The organism is Glutamicibacter sp. AGC84, assembly GCF_053543575.1.
Map to the genome: position 1 here is coordinate 48,026 of NZ_JBLVOC010000016.1, position 7,819 is coordinate 55,844.

Genomic DNA, 7,819 nt, shown 5'->3' on the forward strand with positions numbered 1-7,819 from the left:
GGGTGGAAGCGACGCCGCAGTCCTATGCGCTGACCCTGGGCTTCTGGCTTCCCAGTTCAATGCGGTGGGTGCACTGCCCGGCAAGCATCTGGTCATGGGTGATCAAGACGACGGTTCGTCCGGCAAGGGCGAGATGCAAGGTGGAAAGCAGGTCCTGGGCTTCATCCACCCCCAGATGGGCAGTCGGTTCATCAAGCAAGATGATCTGGTGGCCGCCCACCATGGCACGGGCCACGGCGAGCTTGCACCGCTGACCGCCGGAGAGCTGGTGCCCGCCGGAACCGATGCGTGCCTCGAGGCCTTCTGGCTGTGTTGCCAACCAGTCCGACAGCCCGACTTGATCCAGCACTTCTTCCAGCTGCGCATCGCTGCGCAGCTGGCCTTCAGTGACGCCCAGCATCAGGTTCCGGCGAATCGAGGAGTCGAAGAGGTGCGCCTCTTGCGGGCACCAGGCAACCGATGACAGGTCTGCCTGCTCTAGATCCAGCAGGTTCCCGCGGGCATCGATGCCCTTCAACGTGCCCGACTGCGCTGGCAACGCGCCCAGCAACGCGGTGAGCAACGTCGATTTGCCAGAACCCGATGGACCGGTAATGGCCGTCCATTGCCCTGCCGGGATGCGGGCGTTCAGATTCTGCAGAACTGGCGTTCCCTGCTCGTACCCGAGGCTCAGCGCTTGCGCATCGAAGCCGGCGATCCTGCTTTGCTTCACCGGCGGGTTGTGCTGCGCTGCTCGCGCGCCGTGGCTTTGCATGCCGCGTTCTTCCAGCTTCGATGACAGTACCTTCAGCGCCCGCCCCTGCTGCACCGCCAGCAGGGCATTGCCAGCGCTCTCCCCCAAGGCCAGGCCCAGGAGCACGGCCAGTGCCGTAAACGATGCGCTGCTGTGCGATAGCGCGGTGATGGCAATGGCAAGCAATACGCTGGTCAACGTGGCCAGGGCCGTGGCGCTGCCTTGGCCCAGGGCATGCCGGCGAGCGCGCTGCGTATTGCGTGCTTCGGCGTCCTGGAACCGGCCAATGGTCCGTTCCATGGCCTGATTGCTGCGCAGTGCGGACTTGTGCCGCAAGATGCCCAGCACGCTCTGGTTCATCTGCATCCGGTGGCTGAGCTGATGCACGAGGTGTTCGCCTTCAATGCGCTGCACAAGCCAACGCACCGGGAAGACCAGCACCAGCAGCGCACCGAGGGCCAGATATCCGAATTCGGGCTGGATGAAGTACAAGGCCGTTGCTGCTGCAACCCACACTACGATTGCCTGCAGCGGCGGGAACAGCACCCGGGCCAATAGGTCGCGCAGTTCATCGACCTCGGCCAGCAAGAATCGCAGGATGACCGAGGAACGGGTCAGCAAGCCCCACTGTGCGGGGTTGGCCACCATCGCGTTCCACATCTTCTCGCGCAAATCCGAGGCATAGGCCAGCACCGCGTCGTGGATCGCGAGCTGTTCCAGGTAGCGGAAGGCAGCCCGTCCGATGCCCAGGCCTCGGACCATCGCGAAGGCTACGGTCAGGTGCAAGATGGGAGGCTGGTAGCTGGCTTCAACGATCAGCCAACCGCTCAGGGCCGCGAGCGCCACGGCGCATAGCACGCTGGCTGTCCCCCAGAGCACGCCCTTGGGGGCAGCTTTGTACCCGGCAAGCAAGTCGCGCATCGGGGTGAACTTGGACTTCACCGGCCGTTGGCCAGTGGCGCCAGGCTGCGTTGCCGCGGTGGCTCGCGACCGGTTGCCTGCGGATTCTTCACGGTGGGCAGGGCCAGCACCATGCGCTATGCTGCCCGCACGTTCGTCCTGCCCGAAGGCGGGGTCGTGGCTGGCGACCAGCATCGCGCAGCGGGCTGGAAGTTCACTCAGCAGTTCGCGTACTTGCTGGGCGTTGCGCTCATCGAGGTGCGCGGTAGGCTCATCGGCCAGCAGCACGGTGCAGTGGTCGTCGCTGTGAACCCGCAGCAACGCGCGCAGCACTTCCAGGCGGCGCAGCTCGCCGGGTGAATATTCACCGATCGGGCGCTCGAGCATGGACTCCATCGATAGCCGGGAGCTGAGCTCTCGGCGCAGTTCAGCCGATGCCGCGGGGGCGTCCTGGTCCAGTTGCCCGTTGCCGGTTGCTGCGTTGAATTGCGGATGCTGGCTAATCACTGCAAGCCGGCCGGCTATGAAGACCCGCCCGGTGGCCAAGGCCGGATCGAAGGTGTTGTCGCTGCTGTGCGCCTCGGCGATCAGCTTGAGCAGCGTACTCTTGCCCGAACCGCTGGCAGTGGACAATACCAGGCGCTCCCCCGCGCGCAACTGAATATTCACGGCTTGGTGGATTGGATGCATGCCATCGTAGCTGATCCGCAGGTCCGCGACGTCCAGGACGCTATCTGCGTTCCTGGCCGTGCTGGCACGAAGCTGATGGACCGGGGTGGCAGCGGTGATGGCTGTGTACTTCTGGTAGGCAGCCAGCCCGTCATCGGCCGCATGGTAGGCAGAGCCCACTTCGCGCAGTGCCGAGAACAGCTCGGGTGCCAGAATGAGGATTATCAGCCCGGCGGCGAGATCCATATTCCCGCTGACCAGTCTCACGCCGATCATCACCGCGAGAACCGCCACCGAAAGGGTTGCGATCAGTTCCAGCCAGAAGCTGGACATGAATACGGTTTTCAGGTTGGCCATGGTGGCCGCCCGGTATTTGCTGCTGACGGCGGCGATGGCGCTGCCGTGCGCCCGTGCCCGGCCCAAGCCCAGCAGTGCGGGCAAGCCCTGGGCGAGTTCGTAGAGCTGGTGGGCAAGCCGATCCAAGGTGGCTTGGGATTCGTTGAGGGTGTCCTGGGTGTGCATGCCGATCAATGCCATGAACACCGGCACCAGCGGGATCGTCAGGAGCAGCACCACTGCGCTGATCCAGTCCAGCTGCAGAATGTAGAGGCCAAGCAGCAGCGGGACGGCCAGGGCGCCGATGAGCGCAGGAATGAATTTGGTGAAGTAGTCATCGAGCTTCTCAAGGCCATGGCTGGCCAAGGTGGCGGTGACCGGTATGGAATGCTGTTCCGCCGCGGGGACGATGGCTGGTTGCGCGGCTTGCCTGCGCACCAGGTTCAGCCGTAGCCGTTCCTTCGCGCCCAGGCCCATGCGGCGGGCGCTGGCGTTCAATCCCCATGCGCTGAGCGCTCGAAGCGCGGCGCCGGCCAGGGCCAGGATCAGCAGGTGCGATCCATTGGCGCCTCCAGCGGCCATGGTGGCGATCCATTGGCCCAGCGCGTAGGCGACGAATACCAGCCCGACGACTTTGAGCGCGGAGAACAGCGCCAAAACCAGGAATTGTCGTGGCGTGATCAGTTCACGCGGCAGGAATCGCGGGGCTGGCATTACTACTTCTTTCCCTCGGAAATGCGGTTACTTGATGATGGAGACGACTCGATGAGTTTCTGGAATGTGCTCTTCGCGCAAGCGCTTGCGGAAGACCCAGTAGCTCCAGGCCTGGTACGCCAGGACCATTGGCACGCCGAAGGCGGCCACGACGCTCATGAGCTTCAGGGTGTAGGCAGTGCTGGACGCGTTAGCCACGGTCAGGTCGAAGGCCGGGTCGATGGTCGATGGCAGCACTACCGGGTAAGCGGCGGTGAAGATCGCTGCGACCCCGGCGAGCAAGGTGGCGCCCAGGGCGATGAAGGAGAGTCCCTCGCGCCCAGCGCGGCCGCTGGCTATCGAAATGGCCAGGCAGACCGCTGCCAGGCCCAACACCGCCCAGGCGATGGTGGAATCGTTGTCCAGCAGCACCAGCAGGACCCACGCAACTAAGGGCAGGATTGCTAGCGGCAGCCAGCGGCCTACGAGCTTTCCTGCTTCATGGCGGACTTTTCCGTCGGTTTTCAACCGCAGGAATGCCAACGCATGGATCCAGCAGAACGCCACCACTGCTGCGCCGCCGAGGACGGCATGCCAGTTCAGCCACGCGAAGGCCCCTCCGATTCGGTCGCCGTTCTCGTTCAAAGGCAGACCCAAGGTGGTCAATGCCAGCATGGCACCGACACCGAAGGCGGCCACCAGCGATCCGATTCCCAAGGCCAGGTCCCAAGCTTTCCGGGTTGCTGCGGTGATCGCCTTGCCTCGGTACTCAATGGCAACGGCACGGAAAATCAACGCCAGCAGGACAAAGGTCAGCGGAATGTAGAGGGCCGAGAACAGCGAGGCGTACCAGTGCGGAAACGCTGCGAAGGTCGCACCGCCGGCGGTCAGCAGCCATACCTCATTGCCATCCCAGACCGGGCCGATGGTATTGAGCAAGAGCCGTTTGCGCTTCTCGGTGGAACGGCCGAGACCGATGAGCATGCCCACCCCGAGGTCAAAGCCTTCGAGGAAGAGATAGCCGCACCAGAGCAGCGCGATCACAATGAACCAAAGTGTTGGAAGCCAATCCATTGATGTTCTCCTTAGTCCGTGCCGCTAGTAGGCGAAGGCCAGTACGTCGTCGTCATCGTTGTCCGGGTCCGAGGGGCCGTCCGCTGGTGAATGATCTGACGGTTCAAGCTCCGGCATTGCCGATGCCACGCCGCCACGAATGTAGCGGCTGAGCAGCACCAGTTCCACGACCAGCAGCACACCGTAGATTGTCGTGAGCGCGATCAGCGAGAAGAGCAGTTCTCCTGCGCTCACTGTCGGAGAGACCGATGCTGCGGTGTACATGAACACCTGGTCCACGCCACCCATCTGCGGGTTGGGGACTACAGTGAATGGCTGCCGGCCCATTTCGGTGAAAATCCAGCCAGTGGCGTTTGCGCCGAAGGGTGCGGCAATGCCTAGCAGGGCAAGGCGCGAGAGCCATTTGTTTTCTGGGACGGTGCCCTTGCGGGTGATCCATAGCGCAATGCCTGCAGCCAATGCCGAGAGCCCGCCGAGGGTGATCATCAAGCGGAAGCCCCAGTAGGTCACTTCCATCACTGGCAGGTAGTTGATTTCCTGGCCTGCGTACTTGCCGAAGGATTCATCATTCGGATAGTACTTGCCGTATTTTTCTTGGTATTCCGGAATCAGCGTGTTCACGCCCTTGATTTCGGTGGTGAAATCCCCATTGGCCAGATACGAGAGAATGCCCGGGATTTCGAAGACCGCTACGACGTTGTCGCAGTTGGTTGAACCCTTGGCTGTGATATCTCCCAAGGACAGCACCGAGAAGCCTGTTCCATCATGGCAAGCTGCCTCCGCAGCAGCCATTTTCATCGGCTGCTGCTCGAACATGAGCTTTGCTTGTTCGTGCCCGCTCAGTGCCACACCGAGGAACGCGACCATTGCTACCGCTGCGCCGATGCGCAGGGACTTGATCCAGACTTGGTAGTCCACCTTGTCACGGCTTTTACCGCGGCTGGGATCTTCGCCCACGACAACATATCCGTTGGCATCCACCGAGTCGATGCCTTCTTTGCGTCGGCGGTAGAGATGGAACCATGAGATGCCCAGCAGGAAGCCGCCGGCAACGGCGAAGGCACCGAAAATAGTGTGCGGGAACGTCACTAGCGCCGTGTTGTTGGTGAACACCGCCCATGCGTCGGTCATCACGGCTCGGCCGTCAACTATTTTCGTTCCAACCGGGTGCTGCATCCATGAGTTCGCAACAAGGATGAAGTAGGCGGAAAAGATCGTTGCCAGGGATGCGCACCAGATGGTTGCCAGGTGCACGCGTTTGGGAAGCTTCTTCCAGCCGAAGATCCAGAGCCCCAGGAATGTAGATTCTACGAAAAAGGCCAGCAGTGCTTCCATGGCCAACGGCGCTCCGAATACGTCCCCTACATAGCGGCTGTATTCGCTCCAAGCCATGCCGAACTGGAACTCTTGTACAATGCCCGTGGCGATGCCCATGATGAAGTTGATCAGGAAAAGCTTGCCCCAGAATTTTGTCATTCGCAGCCAGTGCTCGTTACCGGTGCGATGCCACATGGTTTGCAGCGTGGCCACGGTCAGGCCTAGTCCAATGGTCAGGGGCACCATCAGGAAGTGGTAGACCGTCGTAATGCCGAATTGCCAGCGGGCAATCTCTAGAGCATCCATGGATTCCTCAACTATCGTGGGATCGAAGTTCAATCACTTTTCTACGTTCCGTAGAAAAGTTCTCCAAGGCCACCATAGACGATTTCGACAGCGTGTAGAAATCGAGACGATGAGCAATTTCAGAAACTGGAAACTTCGCCAGTGCGCACGTGGGCGCAAATACTAAGCCTATTGACAGGGTTGTGTCTACGGTTCTTAAAAAACCCAAGTCAACAAGTTTCACCCGCGACATTCTCGCACCTCATTGCGAAACGGGTAAAGCATGTACTCACCCCTCTCTTTTACATGCCGTAGAAATATTGTGGAAAGATGGCTACAATTAAGAACCCAAGCAGTGTGCTTGCACTCCATGAGTCAAGCAACCGCGTCAAAACTAATGCAAGTGAGGTACGACCTAGTGGCCAGCCTTGGCGATCTGGAACGCTCCGTCATGGATCTTCTGTGGGATTCTGCAGAACCACTCACCGCGAATGACCTTCGTGATGATTTGGCGGCGCTTGGCACCGACGCGAAAGAACTCGCAGTCACTACGGTGCTGACTGTGCTAGCCCGTCTCGAAAAGAAGGGTTTGGTAGAGCGCGAGCGCACTACCCGCCCTCACCGGTACGCAGCTTCATCCTCCCGTGAGGATCACACCGTTGGACTGCTCAACGACGCCCTGGGCACCGCCCAGGACCGTGAAGCAGTCCTGGCACGATTCATCGGAGGCATCTCCCCCGACGAGGCAGCATCCCTGCGTGCTATCTTGGACTCAGTAAAGTCCGCATAATTTAGAAGAACTTCGGGGACTGAGTGCTTCTCACCTCATATTTCCTAGCGGCGTTGGCTATCGCATTGGCGTGGCCGACGCCGTTGGCTTTATCCAAGGCTAAATGGACCGCCCGCTCACCAGTGCAAGCGGTACTCCTTTGGCAAGCCATCGCATTAGGCGGTGGACTTTCCATGATCGGCTCGATGCTTGTCTGGGGCTTGGCCCCATTGGGCGATGACCTCATCTCCGCGCTTCATGGCGGCTGGCTCCTGATAATGGGAGATCCCAGTGTGCCCGACCCCGGCGAAGTGCACCTGTTCGCCTTGAGCGCAGCACTGCTCTTCGGATTTCACCTGGTATTAACCCTCATACGAGCGGCTTGGCGCATCTCTCGCCAACGAACCAAGCACCGGCATCTGCTGCGCCTCTTGAGCAACCCGTCCCAGACGCGGCCAAATACCCTAGTGATTGATCACGACATGCCTGTTGCATATTGCGTGCCGGGGATTTCGCAATCGGTGACCGTGCTATCGCGCGGATTGCTCACCCAGCTCTCTGCCGAAGAGCAACAGGCGGTTATTGCCCATGAACGCTCCCATTTGGATCAACGGCATGATCTGCTGATCCTGGCATTCACGGCGTGGCACGAAGCGTTGCCTTGGCTACCGACTTCACGTCTTGCCCTCGACGCAGTGCGCCAACTGATAGAAATGCTCGCCGACGACAAAGCACTGGAAAAAGTCAATAGGCACACTTTGCTCAAAGCCATTGTCACTGTCGCCACCGCCGCAGCAATGGATGATTCGTCGTCAAAGAATCATTCGTCCAGTGCCGGCCTAGTTGGTATGCCAGATGGTGAAGTCTCCTCCCGCCGGCTGCAACGCTTGCTCTCCCCGCAGGATCCGCTGGGCCGCCCGCAGCGCGCACTAGTGCTCCTGAGCACCATCATGTTGCTGATCTGCCCGACAGTCCTGCTCATCGCACCGCGGTTGCTGGACTGGTAGCACTCTCTTGGCGCAAACAGCGAAGTCCCTGGACCC

General features: G+C 60.7%; 5 protein-coding genes. 2 read left to right on the top strand and 3 right to left on the bottom strand.

Annotated elements, in window-relative coordinates; translation table 11 throughout:
• Positions 1-22: 22 nt before the first annotated feature.
• The 3 genes from cydC to ACNPN0_RS11260 are packed head-to-tail and all read right to left on the bottom strand — an operon-like array spanning position 23 to position 6,028.
• Positions 23-3,352, bottom strand: a complete 3,330-nt coding sequence (cydC, locus tag ACNPN0_RS11250) for a thiol reductant ABC exporter subunit CydC (RefSeq protein WP_448938083.1) — start codon at positions 3,350-3,352, stop codon at positions 23-25.
• Positions 3,353-3,379: 27 nt separating this feature from the next.
• A complete protein-coding gene (cydB, locus tag ACNPN0_RS11255; protein WP_105656764.1) occupies positions 3,380-4,405 on the bottom strand; it encodes a cytochrome d ubiquinol oxidase subunit II in 1,026 nt (341 codons plus the stop codon).
• A gap of 24 nt (positions 4,406-4,429) precedes the next feature.
• Entirely contained in the window at positions 4,430-6,028 is a 1,599-nt protein-coding gene (locus ACNPN0_RS11260; protein ID WP_448938084.1) for a cytochrome ubiquinol oxidase subunit I, read from the bottom strand.
• Between the two features lie 397 nt (positions 6,029-6,425).
• Between ACNPN0_RS11260 and ACNPN0_RS11265 the strand changes: the two genes are divergently transcribed.
• Together ACNPN0_RS11265 and ACNPN0_RS11270 are read left to right on the top strand one after the other, a co-directional pair.
• Positions 6,426-6,797, top strand: coding sequence for a BlaI/MecI/CopY family transcriptional regulator (locus ACNPN0_RS11265; protein WP_066144398.1), 372 nt, complete (start codon positions 6,426-6,428; stop codon positions 6,795-6,797).
• A gap of 23 nt (positions 6,798-6,820) precedes the next feature.
• Complete coding sequence (locus ACNPN0_RS11270; RefSeq protein ID WP_448938085.1) at positions 6,821-7,783, top strand: M56 family metallopeptidase; 963 nt, start codon at positions 6,821-6,823, stop codon at positions 7,781-7,783.
• The last annotated feature ends 36 nt before the right edge of the window (positions 7,784-7,819 follow it).

Excerpts from the sequence above, each read along its gene's own strand:
- cydB (WP_105656764.1), bottom strand. The coding sequence starts at position 4,405 with ATGGATTGGCTTCCAACACTTTGGTTCATTGTGATCGCGCTGCTCTGG.
- ACNPN0_RS11260 (WP_448938084.1), bottom strand. The coding sequence starts at position 6,028 with ATGGATGCTCTAGAGATTGCCCGCTGGCAATTCGGCATTACGACGGTC.
- cydC (WP_448938083.1), bottom strand. The coding sequence starts at position 3,352 with ATGCCAGCCCCGCGATTCCTGCCGCGTGAACTGATCACGCCACGACAA.